The sequence below is a fragment of the Pseudomonas frederiksbergensis genome (genome assembly GCF_017114915.1).
In the GTDB taxonomy this organism is placed as follows: domain Bacteria; phylum Pseudomonadota; class Gammaproteobacteria; order Pseudomonadales; family Pseudomonadaceae; genus Aquipseudomonas; species Aquipseudomonas frederiksbergensis_I.
In genome coordinates, this window is record NZ_JAAUOE010000003.1 from 190,279 (window position 1) to 212,206 (window position 21,928).

At 60.3% G+C, this 21,928-nt stretch carries 21 protein-coding genes; 9 read left to right on the forward strand and 12 right to left on the reverse strand.

All coding sequences use genetic code 11. The features are described 5' to 3' along the window. Positions 1–8: 8 nt before the first annotated feature. The 3 genes from HCU66_RS03855 (at position 9) to HCU66_RS03865 (ending at position 1,248) form a co-directional block, all read left to right on the forward strand. Positions 9–413: a hypothetical protein gene (locus tag HCU66_RS03855; RefSeq protein WP_205887237.1), complete on the forward strand. Its 405-nt coding sequence runs from the start codon at positions 9–11 to the stop codon at positions 411–413. A 218-nt stretch (positions 414–631) separates the two neighbouring features. Continuing rightward, entirely contained in the window at positions 632–844 is a 213-nt protein-coding gene (locus HCU66_RS03860) for a type II toxin-antitoxin system HicA family toxin (RefSeq protein ID WP_205887238.1), read from the forward strand. Next, entirely contained in the window at positions 844–1,248 is a 405-nt protein-coding gene (locus HCU66_RS03865; RefSeq protein WP_205887239.1) for a type II toxin-antitoxin system HicB family antitoxin, read from the forward strand. Before HCU66_RS03860 ends, HCU66_RS03865 begins: the two co-directional genes overlap by 1 nt. A gap of 89 nt (positions 1,249–1,337) precedes the next feature. Here HCU66_RS03865 and HCU66_RS03870 read toward each other — a convergent pair whose 3' ends face one another. The 8 genes from HCU66_RS03870 to gcl all read right to left on the reverse strand — a co-directional run bounded on the left by HCU66_RS03870 (position 1,338) and on the right by gcl (position 11,501). Next, positions 1,338–2,543 carry an MFS transporter gene (locus HCU66_RS03870; protein ID WP_205887240.1) on the reverse strand — a complete coding sequence of 402 codons (1,206 nt, stop codon included), beginning with the start codon at positions 2,541–2,543 and terminating at the stop codon, positions 1,338–1,340. 151 nt (positions 2,544–2,694) lie between these two features. Continuing rightward, positions 2,695–3,693: a sulfate ABC transporter substrate-binding protein gene (locus tag HCU66_RS03875; protein ID WP_205887241.1), complete on the reverse strand. Its 999-nt coding sequence runs from the start codon at positions 3,691–3,693 to the stop codon at positions 2,695–2,697. Positions 3,694–3,843: 150 nt separating this feature from the next. Further along, on the reverse strand, positions 3,844–4,758 hold the full coding sequence (locus tag HCU66_RS03880) for an urea transporter (protein ID WP_205887242.1): 915 nt from the start codon (positions 4,756–4,758) through the stop codon (positions 3,844–3,846). 196 nt (positions 4,759–4,954) lie between these two features. Further along, positions 4,955–6,370 carry a pyruvate kinase gene (gene pyk, locus HCU66_RS03885; protein ID WP_205887243.1) on the reverse strand — a complete coding sequence of 472 codons (1,416 nt, stop codon included), beginning with the start codon at positions 6,368–6,370 and terminating at the stop codon, positions 4,955–4,957. Continuing rightward, positions 6,360–7,640: a glycerate kinase type-2 family protein gene (locus tag HCU66_RS03890; RefSeq protein WP_205887244.1), complete on the reverse strand. Its 1,281-nt coding sequence runs from the start codon at positions 7,638–7,640 to the stop codon at positions 6,360–6,362. The genes pyk and HCU66_RS03890 overlap by 11 nt, the downstream gene beginning before the upstream one ends. Before the next feature lie 163 nt (positions 7,641–7,803). After that, entirely contained in the window at positions 7,804–8,694 is an 891-nt protein-coding gene (locus tag HCU66_RS03895; RefSeq protein WP_205887245.1) for a 2-hydroxy-3-oxopropionate reductase, read from the reverse strand. Between the two features lie 92 nt (positions 8,695–8,786). Then, a complete protein-coding gene (gene hyi / locus HCU66_RS03900; protein ID WP_205887246.1) occupies positions 8,787–9,569 on the reverse strand; it encodes a hydroxypyruvate isomerase in 783 nt (260 codons plus the stop codon). A gap of 156 nt (positions 9,570–9,725) precedes the next feature. Then, entirely contained in the window at positions 9,726–11,501 is a 1,776-nt protein-coding gene (gene gcl, locus HCU66_RS03905; RefSeq protein WP_205887247.1) for a glyoxylate carboligase, read from the reverse strand. A 266-nt stretch (positions 11,502–11,767) separates the two neighbouring features. Between gcl and HCU66_RS03910 the strand changes: the two genes are divergently transcribed. After that, positions 11,768–12,208 carry a GlcG/HbpS family heme-binding protein gene (locus HCU66_RS03910; RefSeq protein WP_205887248.1) on the forward strand — a complete coding sequence of 147 codons (441 nt, stop codon included), beginning with the start codon at positions 11,768–11,770 and terminating at the stop codon, positions 12,206–12,208. Positions 12,209–12,338: 130 nt separating this feature from the next. Here HCU66_RS03910 and HCU66_RS03915 read toward each other — a convergent pair whose 3' ends face one another. Continuing rightward, complete coding sequence (locus tag HCU66_RS03915; RefSeq protein ID WP_205887249.1) at positions 12,339–12,947, reverse strand: TetR/AcrR family transcriptional regulator; 609 nt, start codon at positions 12,945–12,947, stop codon at positions 12,339–12,341. 134 nt (positions 12,948–13,081) lie between these two features. Here HCU66_RS03915 and HCU66_RS03920 point away from each other — a divergent pair, with 134 nt between their 5' ends. Beyond that, entirely contained in the window at positions 13,082–13,996 is a 915-nt protein-coding gene (locus HCU66_RS03920; RefSeq protein WP_205887250.1) for a DUF808 domain-containing protein, read from the forward strand. Between the two features lie 74 nt (positions 13,997–14,070). Here HCU66_RS03920 and HCU66_RS03925 read toward each other — a convergent pair whose 3' ends face one another. Beyond that, the gene (locus tag HCU66_RS03925) at positions 14,071–14,859 is read right to left on the reverse strand and encodes an MlaA family lipoprotein (RefSeq protein ID WP_205887251.1); all 789 of its coding nucleotides are present in this window, start codon (positions 14,857–14,859) and stop codon (positions 14,071–14,073) included. Next, positions 14,852–16,150: an alpha/beta fold hydrolase gene (locus HCU66_RS03930; RefSeq protein ID WP_205887252.1), complete on the reverse strand. Its 1,299-nt coding sequence runs from the start codon at positions 16,148–16,150 to the stop codon at positions 14,852–14,854. Before HCU66_RS03930 ends, HCU66_RS03925 begins: the two co-directional genes overlap by 8 nt. A 221-nt stretch (positions 16,151–16,371) precedes the next feature. Here HCU66_RS03930 and HCU66_RS03935 point away from each other — a divergent pair, with 221 nt between their 5' ends. Further along, positions 16,372–16,740 (forward strand): hypothetical protein, encoded by a 369-nt coding sequence (locus HCU66_RS03935; protein WP_205887253.1) that lies wholly within the window; start codon positions 16,372–16,374, stop codon positions 16,738–16,740. A gap of 119 nt (positions 16,741–16,859) precedes the next feature. On the opposite strand, the gene HCU66_RS03940 is transcribed toward HCU66_RS03935, so the two are convergent. Next, positions 16,860–18,455, reverse strand: coding sequence for a glycoside hydrolase family 17 protein (locus tag HCU66_RS03940; protein WP_205887254.1), 1,596 nt, complete (start codon positions 18,453–18,455; stop codon positions 16,860–16,862). A gap of 286 nt (positions 18,456–18,741) precedes the next feature. Here HCU66_RS03940 and HCU66_RS03945 point away from each other — a divergent pair, with 286 nt between their 5' ends. From HCU66_RS03945 to HCU66_RS03955, 3 genes are all read left to right on the forward strand, one after another. Continuing rightward, positions 18,742–19,593, forward strand: a complete 852-nt coding sequence (locus HCU66_RS03945) for a glycine betaine ABC transporter substrate-binding protein (RefSeq protein ID WP_205887255.1) — start codon at positions 18,742–18,744, stop codon at positions 19,591–19,593. Between the two features lie 185 nt (positions 19,594–19,778). Beyond that, positions 19,779–20,090 carry a DUF485 domain-containing protein gene (locus HCU66_RS03950; protein WP_205887256.1) on the forward strand — a complete coding sequence of 104 codons (312 nt, stop codon included), beginning with the start codon at positions 19,779–19,781 and terminating at the stop codon, positions 20,088–20,090. Further along, positions 20,087–21,745, forward strand: coding sequence for a cation acetate symporter (locus tag HCU66_RS03955; protein WP_205887257.1), 1,659 nt, complete (start codon positions 20,087–20,089; stop codon positions 21,743–21,745). The genes HCU66_RS03950 and HCU66_RS03955 overlap by 4 nt, the downstream gene beginning before the upstream one ends. Positions 21,746–21,928 lie beyond the last annotated feature (183 nt).

The following is a 21,928-nucleotide window of genomic DNA, read 5'->3' on the forward strand; positions in this document are numbered from 1 at the left end:
ACGCCACCATGACCGCCATTGCTCGTATCACTCTCCTTAGTTTGGTTTTGGGGCTAAGCGGCTGTGCGGTCCAGGAGTACGAACCCGAACGGCTGCCGCCGATTCCGCCCTCGCAGCCGAGCACCAAACCGGCTCCGTCGACAATGCCGAGTAAACCAAGCACGCCGGTCAAACCGTCCAAACCGATCCCACGCACCTCCGCCAGCTTCGCCCCGCCACCGGGTGGCAACAGCCATTGGGACGCGAAACTCGGCGTTTACGTTCTCGACAACCAGACCAACACCTTCTACCGCCAGCGCACCTACTACCGCTGGAACAACGGCTGGAGCCGCTCGATCAGCCCGAACGGGCCGTGGGAAGAGACCGACATCCATGGTGTGCCGGGTGGGTTGGGCAGACAATTCGGGCAGTGAATGGAAACGGCGATCTGAGGATCGCCGTTTTGCTTTTTGGGGTTTGACAAGATCGCAGGCTCCGCCAGCTCCTTGAATCGCCTACGACGATGCTCGCGCGTGTAACCCGATCAAATCAATACCTTGTAAAACAACCGAGCGTCGCCATGCGGATTTTTGTGCTCGAGTAAAAATAACCCTGGGGTTATTTTTGTTGGGCCGGAGCAAGGAGGCCGGGGGTGCAGAGCAGGTTATTGATCAAGGAACTGATAGAGGCAGGCTGGACACTGGACCGGGTCACCGGCAGTCATCACATCTTCACTCACCGTTACAACCCTTACACGATACCCGTCCCTCATCCGAAGAAGGATTTGCCGATCGGGACGGTCAAAAGCATCAGGAGGCGAGCCGGTCTTTGTTGCCCGGGAGCCAGTTTGGCAGGAGATCCATAATGCAATACCCAATCTGTATCGAGTGGGGCGACGAGAACACCGCCATCGGTATTCAGATCCCCGATATTCCTGGTGCCGTTACGGCCGGGGATACGTTTGAAGACGCTTACAACGCGGCAGTCGAGATTGCCCACATCATGCTGCAGCAGATCACGGCGGACGGGGAGTCAATTCCGATGCCGACCTCTGCGGCCGCGCACCGCGAGAATCCGGAATTTGCCGACATGGGTTGGGGGATGCTGGAGCTGGACATCTCGCCGTATCTGGGCAAGACCGAGAAGGTCAACGTGACGCTGCCTGGCTACGTGATTCAGCGCATTGACCGTTATGTGCGAGAGCACAATGTCAAAAGCCGCTCCTCCTTTCTCGCGGATGCGGCGATGGAGAAGCTGGTTCGGCATTGAGTCAGTTACATCGCCTTCGCGGGCAAGCCTCGCTCAGGGTTTGCGTAAGACCCGTAGGAGCGAGGCTTGCCCGCGAAGCTTTTAGGTCTTTAAGCCGCTACCAATGCAGGCTTCTCTGAAACACTCAAAAACCGCAACAACGCCAGCAACGCAAACGCACTGCCGACAATCACGATCCACAACCAGCCGCCATGTTCGTACACCGCACTGGCCACCGATGAACCGAATGCACCGCCGATGAAGATGCTGGTCATGTACAGCGCATTCAGACGGCCGCGGCTCTTGGCGTCGAGGGTGTAGACCGCGCGCTGGCCGAGGACCATGTTCATTTGCACACAGAAATCCAGCACCACGCCCGTCACGGCCAGGCCGATGACGCTGTAGGCCGGGTGGATGAAGGCCGGCAGGAAGCTCAGGCTGGCGAACAGCATGGCCAGCAGCGAGGCGATGCGGGTATGGCCGGCATCGGCCAGTCGACCGGCGATGGGCGCGGCAATCGCGCCAATGGCACCGACCAGGGCGAAGATCGCGATTTGGGTTTGCGACAGGCCATGATTTCGTGCCAGTTCCAGCGGTACGGCGGTCCAGAACAGGCTGAACGTGGCGAACATGCAGCCCTGATAAAAGGCCCGTTGGCGCAATACCGGTTGCTGACGCAACAGCGTCCAGAGCGAGCCCAGCAACTGGCCATAAGAGGCGCTGTGATCAGGCTGGCGCTTGGGCACCGTCAGGGCCAGGACGATGCTGATCGCCGCCATCAACACTGCGGCGATGACGAACATCGCGCGCCAGCCGAAGTGGTCGGCCACTACGCTGGACACCGGCCGAGCCAGCAGAATCCCCAACAACAGACCACCCATGATGCCGCCAACCACGCGGCCGCGTGACGCTTCCGGCGTCAGGTGGGCGGCCAGCGGAATCAGGATCTGCACCGACACCGAGCTGAAACCCACCAGCAACGAGATCAGCAGGAAAACGTTCGGTTGATCGGTGAACGCCGCACCCAACAGACTGGCAATCGCCACCACGGTGGTGGTGATCATCAAGCGGCGGTTTTCCAGCAGGTCCCCCAGCGGTACCAGGAAGAACAGGCCCAGCGCATAACCAATCTGCGTCAGCGAAACGATCAGGCTGGCCATGGTGTCGGTCAGGCCGATGTCCGGCGCGATCAGGCCGATGATCGGCTGGGCGTAGTAGATGTTGGCGACGATCGCGCCACAACAGAAGGCGAAGAGCAGCACCATTGCGCGGGTCATTGTCGCGGCACCGTGGGGCACCTGAGTCGCTGGATTCATAACGTGGCTCGCTGAGCAGAAAGAAGTGCGCAAAGGCTAATCGGCAGGCTAGAGCGGCGGAAGCGGGTTTGGAGTGATAGTAATCATTGCTTTGCGGAATGAACAAAAAAAAGCGACCTTCACAGGTCGCCTTTTTCATTGAACTCAGGAATTACTGACCGCTGTAAACCTGATCGAAAACCCCACCATCATTGAAGTGGGTCTTCTGCACGGTGCGCCAGTCGCCAAAGGTCTTTTCCACCGACAGGAAATCCACTTTCGGGAAGCGATCGGTGTACTTGGCCAACACCGCCGGATCACGCGGACGCAGGTAATTGGCAGCGGCAATCTCCTGACCTTCCGGCGACCACAGGTACTTCAGATACTCTTCGGCAGCAGCGCGGGTGCCTTTTTTGTCGACGGTCTTGTCGACGACCGACACCGGCGGCTCGGCCTCGGCAGAAACGCTCGGGTAGATCACTTCAAACTGATCACGACCAAACTCGCGGGCAATCATTTCCGCTTCGTTTTCGAAGGTTACCAGCACGTCGCCAATCTGGTTGGTCATGAACGTGGTGGTCGCTGCACGGCCACCGGTATCCAACACGGGGGCTTGTTTGAACAGTTTGCCGACGAAGGCTTTTGCTTTGTTCTCGTCACCACCGTTTTTCAGCACATAGCCCCAGGCCGAGAGGTAGGTGTAGCGGCCGTTGCCCGAGGTTTTCGGGTTGGGAACGATCACTTGCACGCCGTCCTTGAGCAGGTCCGGCCAGTCTTTCAGGGCTTTCGGGTTGCCTTTGCGGACGATGAATACGGTGGCCGAGGTAAACGGCGCGCTGTTGTTCGGCAGGCGCGTGACCCAGTTGTCCGGGACCAGTTTGCCGTTGTCTGCCAGGGCGTTGATGTCGGTGGCCATGTTCATGGTGATGACGTCAGCCGGCAGGCCATCGATCACGGAACGGGCCTGTTTGCTGGAACCGCCGAAGGACATCTGCAGCGTGATGTTTTCGTTGTGCTCGGCTTGCCAGTGTTTCTGGAACGCAGCGTTGTAGTCCTTGTAGAAATCTCGCATCACGTCGTAGGAAACGTTAAGCAGGATCGGTGCGGCCTGAACCATGCTGCTCAAGGCCAGGCCAGCGGCCAGAAGTGAGGCGCCAAAGAGTTTTTTCACTGCGCATTCCTTGTTTTATCAAACAGGCTCGATGGAAAGTGTTGGCAATTTGCCGGCGACTATAGCCGGGCTCGCATAGTCGTTTAAAGATTAAAAAGCTCTTTGCTTATTCCAGATTCTTGAACAGATGAAAAACGCCTGAACCGGGAATCAGCGCAGCCTAGGTCGATTTTCCCCGGTAGCGCAAGGCGCGCTGTCCACGGCAGCCTGACGCAGCACCTGAGTGCCTGCGCGAATCAGCCAGCAGGCAAGGATGAAGGGCGCCGTCAGTGCTGTCAGCCCCAGTGCGGCGAAACCCGGCGTGAGCAATACCGCGAGCAGAATGCCAGATAGCGGCAGCCACGGTTGGCGGCGTTGCGAGCTGAAGGCGAGGGCGGCGAGCAGCGGGTTGTAGCTGCTCAAACCCTGCAAGGCGCTCGAGGTGCCGTGATGCAGCAAGGCGAAGCCCAGGCCGGCGGCGGCGCCGAGCAGCGCCCACAGAAAGGCGCGGCGGTCGGCAATCAGCAACCCGGCGGCAATCAACGCACCGGCCAGGGGATGGCCGAGAAACATGACTTGCCCCAGGCCTTTCAGTTCGGCGGCGAGTAGGTTGAGGGTGTTCAGTTCAATCGGCGGAACGGGTTGCGGTGGCGCGGCAAAGCCGAGCAGCAACCAACTCAACCCAACGAAAGGTGCGGTATAGACCGGTAAATATTGATGATCGCCGGCGCCTTTGAGCCATTGCTGGGTGAGCATCGCACTCAGGCCGCCGCAGGCGATGATCAGCGGTGGCAACAGTGTTGACCATGGGAAATACAGGCTCAGCAGCAGGCCAAGCAAAATACCGTTGTAACTGAACAGCCCGGCCTGGCGATCCGCCTTGGCATACCCGCGACGTTGCGCGGTGAGCAGCCCGGCGACACCGCCCAGCAGCGCGCCGCCGAGTAGAGCGGGCGCGGTGAACAGAATCGCTGATAGACACAACAGACCGCACAGCGGATGGCGCTGGAGAAAGATCTGGCTGAAGCCGTTGAGCAGGGCGGTCGCCCAATCGGGGCAGTGGGTGTTGAAGTGGTTGGCAGGCATGATGGGGCAGTCGGTACAGATCGTTCCCACGCTCTGCGTGGGAATGCAGGTCGTGACGCTCCGCGTCCCTAGAGGCATTACCACGCAGAGCGTGGGAACGATCAGCCTCAATGGACGCTCTGCGTCTGCTCTTGGGGCGCGGAGCGTCCCGGGCTGCATTCCTTTGCTGCGCGTGGGAACGATCATGGTGAGGGGGTTAGATTAATGTCTCGATGCGCAACGAATTGGTCGACCCCGGCTGCCCAAACGGCACCCCCGCGGTAATCAGCAACGTATCGCCGCGCTGAGCCATCCCCTGTGCCTGGGCGATTTCCAGCGCCGTCGAGCACACTTCATCCACCTGCCGCAGCCGGTCGTTGACCACCGAGTGCACGCCCCACGCCACCGTCAAACGCCGTGCGGTTTGCAGGTTCGGCGTCAGGTTGAGGATCGGCACCGTGGGCCGTTCCCGCGCCGCCCGCAGGCTCGAGGTGCCAGACTCGCTGTAGTTCACCAACACCGCCACCGGCAGCACGTTGCTGATGCGGCGGATCGCGCAGCTGATCGCGTCCGACACCGTGGCCTCGGCTTTCGGTCGGCTCACGTCCAGTTGGGTCTGATAATCCGGGCCGTTTTCCACCTGACGAATGATCTTGCTCATCATCTGCACGGCTTCCAGCGGGTATTCGCCGGACGCGGTTTCCGCCGACAGCATCACCGCGTCCGCGCCTTCGGCCACCGCGTTGGCGACGTCGGTGACTTCGGCGCGGGTCGGGGCCGGGGAGAAACGCATCGACTCCAGCATCTGCGTCGCCACCACCACCGGTTTGCCGAGTTGGCGGCAGGTGCTGATGATGTTTTTCTGAATCTGCGGCACGCTCTCGGCCGGCACTTCCACGCCCAGATCACCGCGAGCGACCATGATCGCATCGCTCAATTCAGCGATTTCCCGCAGTTGCGTCACGGCCGATGGCTTCTCGATCTTGGCCATCAAGAATGCCTTGTCGCCGATCAGCGCGCGGGCTTCGCGGATGTCTTGCGGGCGTTGCACGAACGACAGCGCGACCCAGTCCACACCCAGCTCCAGGCCGAAGCTCAAGTCGCGACGATCCTTGGCGGTCAGCGGGCTCAGGTCGAGCACCGCTTGCGGCACATTGACGCCTTTGCGATCCGACAGTTCGCCGCCGTTGAGTACCGTGGTGTCGATGGCGTCGGTGTACTTGGTCACCACCCGCAGGCGCAACTTGCCGTCGTCCAGCAGCAGGTCCATGCCGGGCTCCAGGGCGGCGATGATTTCCGGGTGGGGCAGGTTGACCCGGCGTTGATCCCCCGGCGTTGCATCCAGATCCAGGCGCAATGCCTGGCCGCGATGCAGCTGCACTTTGCCTTGGGCGAATTGGCCGACCCGCAGTTTCGGACCTTGCAGGTCCATCAGAATCCCCAGCGGATAATTCAGCTGGCGCTCGACTTCACGAATCCACTGATAGCGCTGCGCGTGGTCGGCGTGATCGCCGTGGCTGAAGTTCAGGCGAAAGATATTGACCCCGGCCCGCACCAGCTCACGGATGTCGTCGATCCCGTCGGTGGCCGGACCGAGGGTGGCGAGGATTTTGACCTTCTTGTCAGGCGTCATGTTTAGGGCTCTCGAGAATCAGGATGGCGCGCAAGTCGTTGACGTTGGTGCGGGTCGGCTCGGTGACGATCAGTGCGTCGAGCGCTGCGAAGTAGCCGTAGCCATTGTTGTTATCGAGTTCATCGCTGGCGCTCAGGCCGAGGGCGGTGGCGCGGGCGTAGCTGTCCGGAGCCATGATCGCGCCGGCATTGTCTTCGGAACCGTCGATGCCGTCGGTGTCACCGGCCAGGGCGTAGACGCCGGGCAAACCTTTGAGGTTGTCGGTCAGGCTCAGCAGGAATTCGGCGTTGCGCCCGCCACGGCCATTGCCGCGCACGGTGACGGTGGTTTCGCCGCCGGACAGAATCACACACGGCGCCGCCAACGGTTGGCCGTGCTGGACGATCTGCCGCGCAATGCCGGCGTGGACCTTCGCCACGTCCCGGGACTCGCCTTCCAGGTCGCCGAGAATCAACGGACTGAAACCGGCCTGCCGGGCTTTCACCGCTGCCGCTTCCAGCGATTGCTGCGGGCGGGCGATCAGTTGGAAATGGCTGCGGGCCAGACTCGGATCGCCGGGTTTGACCGTCTCCGACTCCGGGCTTTGCAACCAGTTGCGCACCGAGGCCGGGACGTCGATGGCATAGCGCTTGAGGATCGCCAACGCTTCAGCCGAGGTGCTCGGGTCGGCCACGGTGGGGCCGGAGGCAATGACCGTGGCGAGGTCGCCCGGCACATCGGAAATCGCATAGGTGTAAACCGTGGCCGGCCAGCAGGCTTTGCCCAAACGTCCGCCCTTGATCGCCGAGAGGTGTTTGCGTACGCAGTTCATCTCGCCGATGGTCGCGCCGGATTTGAGCAGCGCTTTGTTGATCGATTGCTTGTCGGCGAGGGTGATGCCGGCGGCGGGCAGGGCGAGCAGGGCAGAGCCGCCACCCGAGAGCAGGAAGATCACGCGGTCGTCTTCGCTCAGGTTGCTGACCAGCTCCAGTACCCGTTTCGCGACGGCCAGACCGGCAGCGTCCGGCACCGGATGCGCGGCTTCGACCACTTCGATTTTTTCGCAGGGGGCGCCGTGGCCGTAGCGGGTCACCACCAGGCCGGACACTTCGCCCTGCCAGCAGCGCTCGACCACCTGGGCCATGGCCGCTGCCGCTTTACCGGCGCCGATGACGATTACCCGACCGCTGCGATCGGTTGGCAAATGGGCTTCAAGGACGTGCTGCGGATGGGCCGCGTCGATGGCTGTGGCAAACAGCTCGCGCAGCAATTGTTGCGGATCGACCGACATGGCGGGCTCCAATTTTTATTGTTCTGGGTATGGTGCTAATGATCGTTCCCACGCTCTGCGTGGGAATGCCTCAACTGGACGCTCCGCGTCCGCTCGGCAGGGACGCGGAGCGTCCCGGGATGCATTCCCACGCAGAGCGTGGGAACGATCAGTACGGCAGGTGTTATTTATCGCGAATCGAAAAATTCGCCATGTGTTCCAGGCCCTTGATCAGCGCCGAGTGGTCCCAGTTGCTGCCACCGATGGCCGCGCAGGTGCTGAACACTTGCTGGGTATTGGCGGTGTTCGGCAGGTTGATGTTCAGCTCGCGGGCACCGGCCAGGGCCAGGTTCAGGTCCTTCTGGTGCAGGCTGATGCGGAAGCCCGGGTCGAAGGTGCCTTTGATCATGCGCTCGCCGTGAACTTCAAGGATCTTCGACGAGGCGAAACCGCCCATCAGCGCTTCACGCACCTTGGCCGGATCGGCACCGTTTTTCGAGGCGAACAGCAGCGCTTCGGCCACGGCCTGGATGTTCAGGGCGACGATGATCTGGTTCGCCACTTTCGCGGTTTGCCCGTCGCCGTTGCCACCGACCAGGGTGATGTTCTTGCCCATGGCCTGGAACAGCGGCAGGGCGCGTTCGAAGGCATCGGCCTGGCCACCGACCATGATGCTCAGGGTCGCGGCCTTGGCGCCGACTTCACCGCCGGAAACCGGTGCGTCGAGATACTGCGCGCCTTTTTCGTTGATCTTGGCAGCGAAAGCTTTGGTGGCGGTGGGCGAGATCGAGCTCATGTCGATCACGACTTTGCCCTTGCTCACACCGGCGGCAACACCGTCGGCGCGGAACAGCACGTCATCGACCTGCGGAGTATCCGGGACCATGACGATGATGAATTCGGCTTCTTGCGCGACTTCTTTCGGGTTCGCCAGCGCGATGGCGCCAGCGGCGACCAGATCGGCAGGCGCGGGGTCGTGGTGCGCCGACAGGAACAGGCTGTGACCGGCTTTCTGCAGGTTCAACGCCATTGGGTGGCCCATGATGCCGGTGCCGATAAATCCGATTTTAGCCATGAGAAAATCCTCTTGTTTTTATTGCTCTGGTTCGCAAATTGATCGTTCCCACGCTCTGCGTGGGAATGCAGCCATCGACGCTCTGCGTCGCTTTAGATCGCGTTATGGGTTTTCAACCAGCCCAGACCCGCTTCGGTGGTGGTCAGCGGCTTGTATTCACAGCCAACCCAACCCTGATAACCGATGCGGTCCAGGTGGTCGAACAGGAAGCGGTAGTTGATTTCACCGGTGCCCGGCTCGTTACGCCCAGGGTTGTCGGCCAACTGGATGTGGTTGATCTCGTCCAGGTGCGCGGCCATGGTGCGGGCCAGGTCGCCCTCCATGATCTGCATGTGATAGATGTCGTATTGCAGGAACAGGTTGGCGCTGCCGACCTGTTCGCGAATCGACAGGGCTTGCGCCGTGTTGTTCAGATAAAAGCCTGGAATGTCGCGGGTGTTGATCGCTTCCATCACCAGTTTGATGCCGGCCGCTTGCAGCTTGTCGGCCGCGTACTTGAGGTTGGCGACGAAGGTTTTTTCCACGGTGGCCTCGTCGACGCCTTGTGGACGAATGCCGGCCAGGCAGTTGACCTGGGTGTTGCCCAGCACTTGGGCATAAGCGATGGCCAGATCGACACCGGCGCGGAATTCTTCGACCCGATCCGGCAGGCACGCAATACCACGCTCGCCCTTGGCCCAGTCACCGGCCGGCAGGTTGAACAGCACTTGGGTCAAGCCATTGGCATCGAGCCTGGCCTTGATTTCGGCGGAGCTGAAGTCATAAGGGAACAGGTATTCGACACCACTGAAGCCGGCCTTGGCGGCAGCGTCGAAACGGGCAAGAAAATCCTGCTCGGTGAACAGCATGGACAGGTTGGCTGCGAAACGCGGCATGGTGGTCTCCTGTAAGTGTGTGAGGGCTGATCGTTCCCACGCTCTGCGTGGGAATGCCGCCCCGGACGCTCTGCGTCCAGCCGTTTTGTGATGCGGAGCGTCACCGGATGCATTCCCACGCAGAGCGTGGGAACGATCACAGGTGTCAGGTCATTCTTAATCGAGCAACGAAATTGCCGTTGGCGCATCGTTGCCGACCAGCGCCAGGTCTTCGAATTCGTTGACGGCGTTGATCTCGGTGCCCATGGAAATGTTGGTCACGCGCTCCAGAATGATCTCGACGATCACCGGCACCTTGAACTCTTCGATCAGCTCTTGGGCCTTGCGCAGGGCAGGGGCGATGTCAGCCGGCTCGAATACCCGCAGCGCCTTGCAGCCCAGGCCTTCGGCGACCGCGACGTGGTCGACGCCGTAACCGTTGAGTTCCGGCGCGTTGAGGTTGTCGAAGGACAGCTGCACGCAGTAGTCCATGTCGAAACCGCGCTGCGCCTGACGGATCAGCCCCAGGTACGAGTTGTTCACCACAACGTGGATGTACGGCAGCTTGAACTGCGCGCCCACCGCCAGTTCTTCGATCATGAACTGGAAGTCGTAGTCGCCCGAGAGCGCCACCACCTTGCGGGTCGGATCGGCCTTGACCACGCCGAGCGCTGCCGGAATGGTCCAGCCCAACGGGCCGGCCTGGCCGCAGTTGATCCAGTGCCGCGGTTTGTAGACGTGCAGGAACTGCGCGCCGGCAATCTGCGACAGACCGATGGTGCTGACGTAGCAGGTGTCTTTGCCGAACACCTGGTTCATCTCTTCGTAAACGCGCTGCGGCTTGACCGGCACGTTGTCGAAGTGGGTCTTGCGCTGCAGGCTGGCTTTGCGCTGCTGGCAGTCTTGCAGCCAGGCGCTGCGGTTTTTCAGCTTGCCGGCGGCTTGCCACTCGCGAGCGACTTCAATGAACACGGTCAACGCGGCAGCGGCGTCGGACACGATGCCCAGGTCCGGGGTGAACACGCGGCCGATCTGGGTCGGTTCGATGTCGACGTGAATGAACTTGCGGCCTTCGGTGTAAACGTCGACCGAACCGGTGTGACGGTTGGCCCAACGGTTACCGACGCCGAGCACCACGTCGGATTTCAGCATCGTGGCGTTGCCATAACGGTGCGAGGTTTGCAGACCGACCATGCCGACCATCAGCGGGTGATCGTCCGGGATGGTGCCCCAGCCCATCAGGGTCGGGATCACCGGAATACCGGTCAGCTCGGCGAACTCCACCAGCAAGTCGCTGGCGTCGGCATTAATGATGCCGCCACCGGCCACCAGCAATGGGCGTTCAGCCTGGTCGAGCATGGCCAGGGCTTTTTCCACCTGCACGCGAGTCGCGCTCGGCTTGGCCAGTGGCAGCGGCTGGTAGGCGTCGATGTCGAATTCGATTTCAGCCATCTGCACGTCGAACGGCAGGTCGATCAGCACCGGGCCGGGGCGGCCGGAGCGCATCTCATAGAAGGCTTTCTGGAAGGCATAAGGCACCTGGCCCGGCTCCAGAACCGTGGTCGCCCACTTGGTGACCGGCTTGACGATGCTGGTGATGTCGACGGCCTGGAAGTCTTCCTTGTGCATACGGGCCCGCGGCGCTTGCCCGGTGATGCACAGGATCGGGATTGAGTCGGCCGAGGCGCTGTAGAGCCCGGTGACCATGTCGGTACCGGCAGGTCCCGATGTACCGATGCACACGCCGATGTTGCCGGCCTTGGTGCGGGTGTAACCCTCGGCCATGTGCGAGGCGCCTTCAACGTGGCGAGCGAGGACGTGATCGATGCCACCGACCTTCTGCAAGGCGGAGTACAGCGGGTTGATCGCGGCGCCCGGGATGCCAAAAGCGGTATCGACCCCTTCGCGGCGCATCACCAGAACGGCGGCTTCGATTGCTCTCATTTTGCTCATTGTTTTGTGCCTCTTACGTTTTGTAATTGTATACAAGTGGCTTTGCGCAGAGTGTATTCACGGCGGACGGCGCAGGTCAATCCATTTTCTCAAGCGGCTGGTTCATTCGTCGGAAGCCCAAAGAACTGTGGCTTTTCGTCGCATGTGGCGCTTTTCGAAAATTATTGTATACAAAAAAATAATTCATTGTGTTCTATTTGTTGCATCGGATTGCGTAACACAAAGCAGTCCAACGGCTTTCCCTATAACAAAATGAGGACGGCACCATGAGCGCTTTAACCTTGAACGTCGCAGTTAACCTGGCCACTCAGGCCATCTGCGCAGGCCGTGAAATTTCCGCCGCACCATTAACCGTTGCCGTGCTGGACGCCGGCGGGCACTTGATAACGCTGCAACGCGAAGACGGCGCCAGCCTGCTGCGCCCGCAGATCGCCATCGGCAAGGCCTGGGGCGCGATCGCCCTGGGCAAGGGCTCACGCCTGCTGGCACAGGACGCCCAACAACGCCCGGCGTTCTTCGCTGCGTTGAATAGTCTGGGGCAGGGCAGCGTCGTGCCGGTGCCGGGCGGCGTGTTGGTTCGGGATCAGGACGGGACTGTGTTGGGGGCGGTCGGCATCAGTGGGGATTTGTCAGATGTTGACGAGCAGTGTGCGATCCGCGCGATCGAAGGGCAGGGGTTGAGGGCGGATGCGGGTGTGGTTGGTTGATTTTGTATTGACTGATCTACCGCTTTCGCGAGCAAGCCCGCTCCCACACTTGATCTCTGTCGTTCACAGATTTTGTGTACGCAGTAAATCCCTGTGGGAGCGGGCTTGCTCGCGAAGGCCGCGCCTCGGTCTATCGATCCGGTTCACACCCCTTGAGCACCAACCGGATAATCGTCTGTGCCGCCGCCTCATAGTCGGCCTCATCCAGCTTGGCCTTACCGGTCACCGCCGAGATCTGCCAGTCGAAGTCGGCGTAGGTCTGGGTCGCGGCCCAGATGCTGAACATCAGGTGGTTGGGGTCGATCGGGGCGATCTGGCCGCGGTCGATCCAGGTCTGGATGCAGTCGATGTTGTGCCTGGCCTGGCCATTGAGTTGCTCGACCAGATCGGCGCTCAGGTGTGGGGCGCCGTGCATGATTTCGCTGGCGAATACCTTGGAGGCGAAGGGCAGGTCGCGGGAGATGCGGATTTTCGAGCGGATGTAGCCACTGAGCACTTCGCTGGGCACGCCATCGGCGTTGAACGGCGTCGAGGCCTGCAGGATCGGCTCGATGATGCTTTCCAGGACCTCGCGGTAGAGGTTTTCCTTGGATTTGAAGTAGTAGTAGACGTTAGGCTTGGGTAGCCCGGCCTTGGCCGCGATGTCACTGGTTTTGGTCGCAGCGAAGCCCTTGTCGGCAAATTCTTCGCTGGCGGCACGCAGGATCAGTTCTTTGTTGCGCTCGCGGATAGTGCTCATAAACCAAGGAGTTCCTTGCCTGTTCTGGCGGTTGCGCATGGTAGCACCGGCCTCGCGCGGCGCTCAAGAATGCCCCCGTGTGCCCTCGGTCGCGCTATGCTGCGCAGCATTCATTCAAGAAGGAAACCCGATTCATGGCAGGAAGCAGTTTGCTGGTGCTGATCGACGACATCGCCACCGTACTGGATGATGTGGCGTTGATGACCAAAATGGCCGCGAAGAAGACCGCCGGCGTGCTTGGCGATGATCTGGCGCTCAATGCCCAGCAGGTTTCCGGCGTGCGTGCCGAGCGGGAAATCCCGGTGGTGTGGGCGGTGGCCAAGGGCTCGTTCCTCAACAAGCTGATCCTGGTGCCGTCGGCGTTGGCCATCAGCGCGTTCATTCCGTGGCTGGTCACACCATTGTTGATGGTCGGTGGCGCTTACCTGTGCTTCGAAGGTTTCGAAAAACTCGCCCACAAATTCCTGCACAGCAAAGCTGAAGATCAGGCCGAACACGCAGAATTGGTCGAGGCTGTGGCCAACCCGGCGGTCGATCTGGTGGCGTTCGAAAAGGACAAGATCAAGGGGGCGATCCGTACCGACTTCATCCTCTCGGCGGAAATCATCGCCATCACCCTGGGCACCGTGGCTGACGCCGCGCTGACCCAGCAAGTGATCGTGCTCTCTGGCATCGCCATCGTCATGACCATCGGCGTTTACGGCCTGGTGGCCGGCATCGTCAAGCTCGACGACCTCGGTCTGTGGCTGACCCAGAAGCCCGGCCAGATAGCCAAAAGCATCGGCGGCGGGATTCTGCGTGCAGCGCCGTACATGATGAAAAGCCTGTCGGTGATCGGTACCACGGCGATGTTTTTGGTCGGCGGCGGGATTCTGACCCATGGCGTGCCGGTGGTTCATCACTGGATCGAGAAAGTCACCGCAGCGTCTGGTGGGGTCGGGTTTATTGTGCCGACATTGCTCAACGCGGTCGCCGGGATTGTGGCGGGGGCAGCGGTGTTGGTGGGGGTGTTGGCAATCAGCAAGGTTTGGAAAACGGTGAAAGCATGAGCCTGTAGGGGGTGCAGTGCATGAAAAAAGGCCATTCGACGCAAATCAAATGGCCTTTTTTGTCGCCAACGCAATTACTCGGCGATCTGCAACTTGCGCGACTCGGTATACACGTAACGCACTTTTTCATACTCGAACGGTGTGTTCAGCTGGCCGTAGCGGAAGCTGGTCTGGTAGCGCTTGTCGATGCTGCGCAGTGCCCAGACTTCCGGGTGGTTGGAGCTGACTTCGGCAACGTTCAGGAAGTTGATCGCCGAATCGGCCGTGTAATCGACCGCCAGGCCCGCGGTGTCACGCAGGTTCGACGGGCCGAGGATCGGCAGCACGAAGTAGGCGCCGCCCGGTACGCCGTAGAAGCCCAGTGTCTGGCCGAAGTCTTCGCTCTGACGCGGCAGCCCCATGGCGGTGGCCGGGTCCCACAGGCCGGCGACACCGATGGTGGTGTTGAGCAGCAGGCGCGCGGTGGTTTCCAGCGAGCGCTGCCCCTTGAATTGCAGCAGGCTGTTCATCAGGTTCGGTACATCGCCGACGTTATTGAAGAAATTACTGACGCCGGTGCGCAGGAAGCTTGGGGTGATGTAGCGATAGCCGTTGACCACGGGCAGGAACACCCATTGGTCGAAGCGGTAGTTGAAGTGGTAGACGCGGCGGTTCCACTCTTCCAGCGGGTCATAGACGTTCAGCGCGTTGAGCGTCGAGCGTTCGAACTCGCGCTGGTCCAGCCCCGGGTTGAATTTGAGTTTGCTCAACGGTTGCTTGAAGCCGTCACTATCGACCACCACAGGTGCGTTGGCTTTGCTGTTGTCGGCTTGGGCGACGCCTGCACAGAGTAACGCTGCAATCAGCAGGGGGTATTTAGCCACGGAAAAACTCCAGCATGGCGTCGCTGTTGACGCGATAGTTGAGGTTGCCGCAATGGCCGCCCAATGGATAAACAGTCAAACGGTCGCCAAAGGTGCGGCGCAGAAACCCGAGGTCGCCAGGGCCGAGGATCACATCGTCGGCATTGTGCATGACGGCGATTTTCGGGCTGTCGTGCAGGTAGTCCTTGAGCGCATACAGGCTGACCTGATCGATCAGTTGCAGCACGCTGCCGCCGTCGGTGCGCGCGCGCCACATCGGAATGACCTGCTCGGTGATGTAGCAGTCGAAATCGCACTGCAGCGCGCGTTTGAGGAATGGTGTGAGGGTGGTGCCTTCGGTGATCGGGTATTTCGGTGGCGTGATCAGGCCGCGACGGTTGATCAGGTCCGAGGTGAAGGCGATGTCCGCCGCCGAGAAGCGGAACGAAGTGCCGATCAGCATCGCCATCTGCTCGTTGGTCAGGTGTTGCTTGGACTGCTGGAAGTCGTAGAGCAGGGCATCGTTGAGGTCGATGTAACCCTTTTGCTGGAAGTAGCGGGTCAGTTTGTCCAGCACCAGTTCATAGAAAGTGGTGGTGTTGTTGATGCCTTTCACCTCTGTCTGTACCAGCTTGTCCAGGTTGGTGACCGAGGTGTAAAGGTTGACCGGCGGGTTGAGCAGCAAGACTTTCTTGAAGTTGAAGCTGCGACGGGTTTCATCCAGGTGGGCAACAAAGGCCGCATCCAGGGCGCCAAGGCTGTAGCCGCTCAGGAAAAAATCGGTGACCGGCAGTTTCGGGTTTTGCGCTCGCACGGCTTGCATCACCCGGTACAGGTCTTCGGCATCTTCCTTGGTTATGCCTGGGGTGGCGAAGCGCGAGGCCGCGCTCATGAAATCGTAGCTGGTGGGCGACGACAGTTGCACCACGTGATAGCCGGCCTTGTAGTAGAGCTTTTTCAGGTACTCATTGAGGGTGCTGTCGTAGCGTGCACCGGTACCGGAGATCAGGAAGATCAACGGTGCGGCTTGATCTTGCGTGGCGATGCGGTAGGTGAGTTGCTTCACTGGCCAGAAGTTGTCCGGCAGGTTGAACTCACGCTCGGGGCGCATCGTGACACTGCGATCCGACTGATTGATGTCGTCGTCCAGCGGCAATTCCGGACGCAAGTCCGGCGGTGTCGTGGCGATAGTCGCCTCGAACGGGTTGGTCAGGGGATAGCCGTAACTGGCGGCATCAATGTCGGCCGCCAGTGCGGACGCACTTAAAAACAAGCCGCCAAACAGGGCGGCGCAGCGCAAGGAGCGGAGCATGACTAGATCCCTTAGAGGAAGGTGCCGAATGAAGTTCGCAGGCTATGACCATCGGATTTGGGTCAAAGTGCCATGCATCGGCAGCAAACAGACCTGATTTCGGAGCAACGGTAGCGGGACGATACACGTTGCCGCTATTTCATGAAAAGTTAATTGATGTTAGTTGCTTACCACGGGCGGGGGATTAAGCTGGCCGCCGATTTCGTTTATTGGAGTGCTTCATGTCCCGCCGTCTGCCCGTGATTCTGCTGCTCGTTCTTCTGCCATTGTGGCTAGCCGCCAGTTATGGCGCGCGTTATGGCTTCATGGAGGATGCTCAATGGGTCGGCATCTGCGTTGACGAGGCCAGTCGCTGGGAATGCCAGGTACGCTCGAGTCTGGGCTTGATGATTCATTTCAAGGTGTTGGGCTGGGCTGCAGTGGCGGCAGCCGTGACCGGTTTTGTGCTGCCGGGCCGGGCGGGGTGGTGGCTGGCGGTGGTGGCGCTGGTGTTCGGGTTGCCAGCGCTGGCGTTGTACACCACCACGTTGGCGGTGTTTGCGGTGGTGATTGCTGCTTTGCGTCTGGTTCGGGCTTCTCGTAGTGCCTGATAGTCAGCCTTCGCGAGCAAGTCGGATCGCCGCATCGCTCGCTCCTACAGAACAGTGTCGTTCAACAACCCTGTAGGAGCGAGGCTTGCCCGCGAAGAGGCCATTAAACACGCTGAAGATCAGCCCTTGTGAACCCGCAAGCTGCGCCACAATGCCGCCACCATCAACATACTCACCAGCGCCCAGCCCCATGCCTGCTGGTTCTGCAAGCCTTCACGAAACAGTTGCGGCGCAATGCCGGCGCCGATAATGAAGGTCAGCAGGGCGATCTCCCGACGCGGCACGCTGACCGGGCGGCACAGGTACACCAGCGCCGGCAGGACGAAGGCGACGCTCGGGAAGCTGCGATAACGCGGGTCGAACACCAGCTCCAGCATCATCACCGCCGCGGCAAAACCTGCCGTCGCCAGCCACCAGCCGGCTCGACGCTCCAGTGCATTGAAGGCGCGCTCACGCCAACCGGTGCGGGCGCTCAAGGTCAGTGCGGCATGGGCCAGCACCAATAGATTCAACCCCGTCAGCAAGGCGACCCACAACCATTCACTGGCAAACCGGGTGGTGACGCGGGCCAGGTCGCCCCAGGCGCCGATCGAACAGGCCGCCAGGGCACCGAGCAGTGGCAGCACCAACGCTGCGCGAGTGCTGCGAACGCGACCGCCCAGGATCAACGTACCGATGAAGATCAAACCGCTCACCGCCAGCCATTGCGACCAGTACGGCACGTTCGAGACCGGCCCGGCGAGTACGCCTTTGTCTTGGCGATCGGCGTCGAACAGTCCCCAGTAACCTCCCACAGCACCTTCACTGGCGCGTTTCCAGGGCTGGTCGAACGCCTCGATCAGGTTGTAATGCCAGCCTTGCTGCTCGGCTATGGCGACAAAACCGCGAATGAATTTGGCTTCGTTGACCCGGCTCGGCAGCGCCGTTTCGCGCTGGCGACCTTCGCTCGGCCAACCGGTTTCACCAATCATCACGTCCTTGGGCGCGAACCTGTTGCCGAACACCTGACGCACTTCGGCCACATGCTGCAGCGCGGCGTCGATGTTCGACGGCTCGTCTTCCCAGTACGGCAACAAATGGATGGTCAGGAAGTCCACCGCCGGGGCGACTTCGGGGTGTTTGAGCCAGAATTCCCAGACGTCGGCGTAGGTCACCGGCTGTTTGACCTGGCTTTTGACTTTGTTGATCAACGTTGCCAGCTGCGCGCCGGTGACTTCCTTGCGCAGCAGGGTTTCGTTGCCGACGATGACCGAGGTCACCACATCGGCGTTGGCATTGGCCGAGGCGATCAGCAGATCGACTTCCTTGGCGGTGTCCACCGGGTTGCTGTTGACCCAGGCGCCGATCATCAGTTTCAAACCGTGCTTGCGCGCCAGTTCGGGCAGATCCTGGAGGCCAGTCATGGAATAGGTGCGAATACATTCGAAACGGGTCGCCAGCAGCGCGAGGTCAGCGTCCATGCGCTCGGGTCGCAGTTTGAACGGTACATCGAACGGTGACTGATCCTTGTCGAACGGGGTGTAGGAGGCGCATTGCAGTTTGTGCGTTGCGCTGGCCACCTCCGGCAGGATCACCGGTTTGCCGAGGCCGTACCAGAAGCCGCCGAGGGCAAACAGCCCCAGCAGGCAAGCGAAAAGATAAGCCAAAAAAGGAAAGCGTGATGTCGCGGGCATGTTCAGGCCGTCTGGGAGCAAAGCGGCGCATGTTACCTGCATTTGTCCCGCGCTTGGTGGCCGGCATGATTTTGACATGCAAAGTTTGGGCGGGTCGGCCGAGGCATTTGCGACGGTCGCAATTAATGGCCTTCTGATGTCGTTTCTCGATGCCTTGATGTCGCTGACAGAGCAGGTCACTGTTGGCGTCAGGTTGATGATCGACACGTCAGTACTCCACTGATAATCGAGCGAGTTTGCGGTCAGGCGTGATGGGGGCGCTGTGCACCATAAAAATACGTTGAGCGACTCGGCATCCGTCGAGTGCAGCACTTTCGGGGAAGTAACGATGAAGATGCGACGACTCTTGGGCGCAGGTGCCGCTTTGGTGCTGGCGATCAGCTCTACTATGGCTAGCGCTGAAGGCAAGGCAGTGACGATCGGTTATGTCGACGGCTGGTCGGACAGCGTCGCCACGACCAACGTGGCAGCAGAAGTGATCAGGCAGAAACTCGGTTATGACGTGAAGCTGCAAGCCGTTGCCACCGGAATCATGTGGCAAGGCGTGGCCACCGGCAAACTCGACGCCATGTTGTCGGCGTGGCTGCCCGTGACCCACGGTGAATACTGGGCCAAGAACAAGGATCAGGTCGTCGATTACGGCCCGAACTTCAAGGACGCAAAAATCGGTCTGATCGTGCCGGAGTACGTCAAGGCCAAGTCTATTGCCGATCTGAAAACCGATGACAGCTTCAAAAATCGCATCGTCGGCATCGACGCCGGTTCGGGTGTGATGCTCAAGTCCGAGCAGGCCATCAAGGATTACGACCTGACCGGCTATCAACTCAAGGCCAGTTCCGGCGCCGGCATGATCGCCGAGCTGACCCGTGCCGAGAAGAAGAACGAATCCATTGCTGTCACCGGTTGGGTGCCGCACTGGATGTTCGCCAAGTGGAAACTGCGCTTCCTGGAAGACCCGAAAGGCGTTTACGGCGCGGCTGAAACCGTGAACAGCATCGGCAGCAAGGAGCTGGCAACCAAAGCGCCTGAAGTCGCGAAGTTCCTGAAGACCTTCCAGTGGGCGTCGAAAGACGAAATCGGCGAAGTCATGTTGGCGATTCAAGAGGGCGCCAAGCCTGAAGCCGCAGCGAAAGACTGGGTGGCCAAACACCCGGATCGCGTTGCCGACTGGACCAAATGATTTGAGCTGAAGCGTCTGTTCAGCGCATTACAAGGCCCCTTGGCTTAACTGCCAAGGGGCCTTTTGCTTTTCGGTAGGGGCAAGACAGTCATGTCGTTCTAATACTAAGGTCGTCTGGAACCTGTCCGGCAGCCGCATAGAGTGGATACCGTTCCAACTAAATCTGTGCTGCGAGGATAAAAACAATGAACGACAGCATTTACCTCTCGATTCAAAACAGCCCGCGCTTCAAGGAGCTGGTTAGCAAGAGGGAACGATTCGCCTGGATTCTTTCAGCGATCATGCTTGGGCTGTACTCCGGATTCATCCTGTTGATCGCTTACGGGCCGCATATTCTGGGCACGAAAATCAGCCCCGAGTCTTCGATAACCTGGGGCATTCCGATCGGCGTCGGGCTGATTGTTTCGGCCTTTATCCTGACCGGTATCTACGTGCGACGCGCCAACGGCGAGTTCGACGACTTGAACAATGCGATTCTCAAGGAGGCTCAGCAATGATCCGGCGTCTAATGGCTCTATTGAGCATCGCAGCCTTTGCACCGGGCGCCTGGGCGGCCGAAGCCCTGACGGGAGCCGTGCAAAAACAACCACTCAACATTTCCGCCATCCTGATGTTCGTGGTGTTCGTCGGTGCAACCCTGTGCATCACCTACTGGGCGTCCAAACGCAACAAGTCGGCGGCCGACTACTATGCGGCGGGCGGCAAGATCACCGGTTTCCAGAACGGCCTGGCGATTGCCGGTGACTACATGTCCGCTGCATCCTTCCTGGGTATTTCCGCGCTGGTTTTTACCTCCGGCTACGACGGCCTGATCTACTCGATTGGCTTCCTGGTGGGCTGGCCGATCATTCTGTTCCTGATCGCCGAGCGCCTGCGTAACCTGGGCAAGTACACCTTTGCCGACGTGGCGTCCTATCGCCTGGGGCAAACCCAGATCCGCTCGCTGTCGGCGTGCGGTTCGCTGGTGGTGGTGGCGTTCTACCTGATCGCGCAAATGGTCGGCGCCGGCAAGCTGATCCAGCTGCTGTTCGGTCTGGACTACCACGTTGCGGTGATCCTGGTGGGTATCCTGATGTGCGCCTACGTGCTGTTCGGCGGCATGCTGGCGACTACCTGGGTGCAGATCATCAAGGCAGTGCTGTTGCTGTCCGGTGCCTCGTTCATGGCGCTGATGGTGATGAAGTACGTCAACTTCGACTTCAACACGCTGTTCTCCGAGGCGGTCAAGGTTCACGCCAAAGGTGAAGCGATCATGAGCCCGGGCGGCCTGGTGAAAGACCCGATCTCGGCGTTCTCCCTCGGCCTGGCACTGATGTTCGGTACCGCTGGCTTGCCGCACATTCTGATGCGTTTCTTCACGGTGAGTGACGCGAAAGAAGCGCGTAAAAGCGTGCTGTATGCAACCGGCTTCATTGGCTACTTCTACATCCTGACCTTCATCATCGGTTTCGGCGCGATCCTGCTGGTCAGCACCAACCCGGCCTTTAAAGATGCGGCTGGCGCGCTGTTGGGCGGCAACAACATGGCGGCGGTGCATTTGGCCAATGCGGTGGGTGGCAGTGTGTTCCTGGGCTTCATCTCGGCGGTGGCGTTCGCGACCATCCTGGCGGTGGTAGCCGGTCTGACCCTGGCCGGTGCTTCGGCGGTGTCCCATGACCTGTATGCCAGTGTGATCAAGAAGGGCAAGGCCAACGAGAAGGACGAGATCCGCGTCTCGAAAATCACCACCATCGCCCTGGCGGTGCTGGCGATCGGCCTGGGCATTCTGTTCGAGAAGCAGAACATCGCGTTCATGGTGGGCCTGGCGTTCTCCATCGCGGCGAGCTGCAACTTCCCGGTGCTGCTGCTTTCCATGTACTGGAAGAAACTGACGACTCGCGGTGCGATGGTCGGCGGCTGGCTGGGTCTGGTCAGTGCTGTTGGCTTGATGGTACTGGGGCCAACCATCTGGGTGCAGATCATGGGTCACGAGAAGGCGATCTTCCCGTATGAATACCCGGCACTGTTCTCCATGATCATTGCCTTTATCGGGATCTGGTTCTTCTCGGTCACCGACAAATCGGCTGAGGGCGTTAACGAGCGGGCGTTGTTCTTCCCGCAGTTCGTGCGTTCGCAGACCGGGTTGGGGGCGAGTGGGGCGGTTGCGCACTGAGGCTTTGAGTTTCTATATATAAGCTGAGCTACACACAATGCCCCGGTCGAGAGATCGGGGCATTTTTATTGGGCGGTTATCGCCCTTTGTACAAGGAGCGAGGGCACCCTGAGCCTAGGCGAAGGGCCGAACGAAAGGGGCAAAAGCGCTTTGGTTACTTTCGCCTGGGCCGGCATTCCGGCT